At 76.0% G+C, this 1,348-nt stretch carries 2 protein-coding genes; both read left to right on the top strand.

Going from position 1 to position 1,348, the window contains the following annotated elements:
* Positions 1–223: 223 nt before the first annotated feature.
* Positions 224–892: a GAP family protein gene (locus tag AB0O00_RS39750; RefSeq protein WP_363659537.1), complete on the top strand. Its 669-nt coding sequence runs from the start codon at positions 224–226 to the stop codon at positions 890–892.
* 269 nt (positions 893–1,161) lie between these two features.
* Positions 1,162–1,348, top strand: a 187-nt coding sequence (locus AB0O00_RS39745; protein WP_363659536.1) for a hypothetical protein, incomplete at its 3' end; no start/stop codon positions are given.

The following is a 1,348-nucleotide window of genomic DNA, read 5'->3' as shown; positions in this document are numbered from 1 at the left end:
CCGTCCCCCGCTCGCCACGTGGGCGACTTCGTTGCCGCCCCCGACTCACCCGGCCCTCGCCCCCACCCCCCGGGGGGGGCGCGGGGACCCGCGCTCGCCACGCCCCCCGGCCGTTTCCTGCCCGGTGGCGGCGTTGGGGCGAGCCCGTGCCCACCCGCCGCCGGGGGCGGACCATGGACGTAGGGGACGCAGGAGCCCCCCGTCGTCCAGAGCGGGAGCGGGGATGGGTGAGGCAGTCGGTGCGATGCTGGTGTCGGCCGCGGGCATCGCGATCAGCCCGCAGCCGCTGATCGCGGTGATCCTGCTGCCGGCCACCCCGCGCGGGCGCGCCAACGCGCTCGCCCTCACAGCGGGCTGGACGGCCACCCTGGGCGCGATCGCGGCGATCGTCGTGGCCGGCGGGAGCCGGCTGGGCTCCGAGGGCGGCGAGCCGACCTGGTCGTGGTGGCTCAAGCTCACGCTGGGCGTGCTGCTCGTGCTGCTGGCGCTCATGCAGTGGCGGGACCGGCCACGCGAGGGCCACGTCACCGCGCCACCGGGCTGGATGCGCTCGGTGCACCGGTACACCGCGCCGCGGTCGGCGGCGCTCGGGGCGTCGCTCGTCGCCGCGAGCCCGAAGAACCTCGTCCTGGCCGTCGGCGGTGCCGCGTCCATCGCCGCGAGCACGGCGAACGGCGCGGGCAAGGCCGTGGCCGCCGCCCTCATGGTGTTCCTCGGCTCGCTGTGCGCGCTGCTGCCGCTCGCGGCGCGCCTGCTGCGCGGGGACGGCTCCGCCCGGACGCTCGACGAGTGGAAGGCCTGGACGGCCGCCCACCACGCCGCGATCACGACCACGGTCCTGGCCGTCCTCGGCACCAGCTACGTCGGCGACGCCGTCACCGGCCTCGCCTGAACCCCGCGGGCCTCGCCCGAACCCCGCGCCGGCCCTCGCCTGAACCCTGCGCCGGCCACGAAAACCCGCCGGCCCCGGCAAGAAGACCGACCGAGCTCAGACCCACCGTTCCCGAACGACGCCACTCCACCAAGAGCCGCGAGGTGGCCCGTATCCACCAGTTCGACCGAATGTGCGAGGGTCTGACGGTTGATGACATACTCCTCTGCGCAAGACCCGGCGGGCGCCGCTACGACGCCGGGCCGACATCCACGGGGGAACGAACGTCCATGTCATCGATACGCCGTACCCAGCGCACCGCGCGAGCCGCCCTCGGGGCGTCCGCGCTGACGCTGACGCTCCTCGCCACCTCCGCCTGCGGGCCGGACAACAGCTCCAGCGACACCGCGGCCACCACGGCCGCCACCGCGGCGGCCACCAGTGCCGCCGCCAGTGCCGCCGCGACCGGCAAGGCCC

This window comes from Kitasatospora sp. NPDC093558, assembly GCF_040683475.1.
In the GTDB taxonomy this organism is placed as follows: domain Bacteria; phylum Actinomycetota; class Actinomycetes; order Streptomycetales; family Streptomycetaceae; genus Kitasatospora.
The sequence above is the reverse complement of the archived record's forward strand: the minus strand, read 5'-3'. Positions and strand labels throughout refer to the sequence as shown.

What these genes read in the sequence shown, in the direction of transcription:
- AB0O00_RS39750 (WP_363659537.1), top strand. Translation starts at nt 224, where the DNA reads ATGGGTGAGGCAGTCGGTGCGATGCTGGTGTCGGCCGCGGGCATCGCG.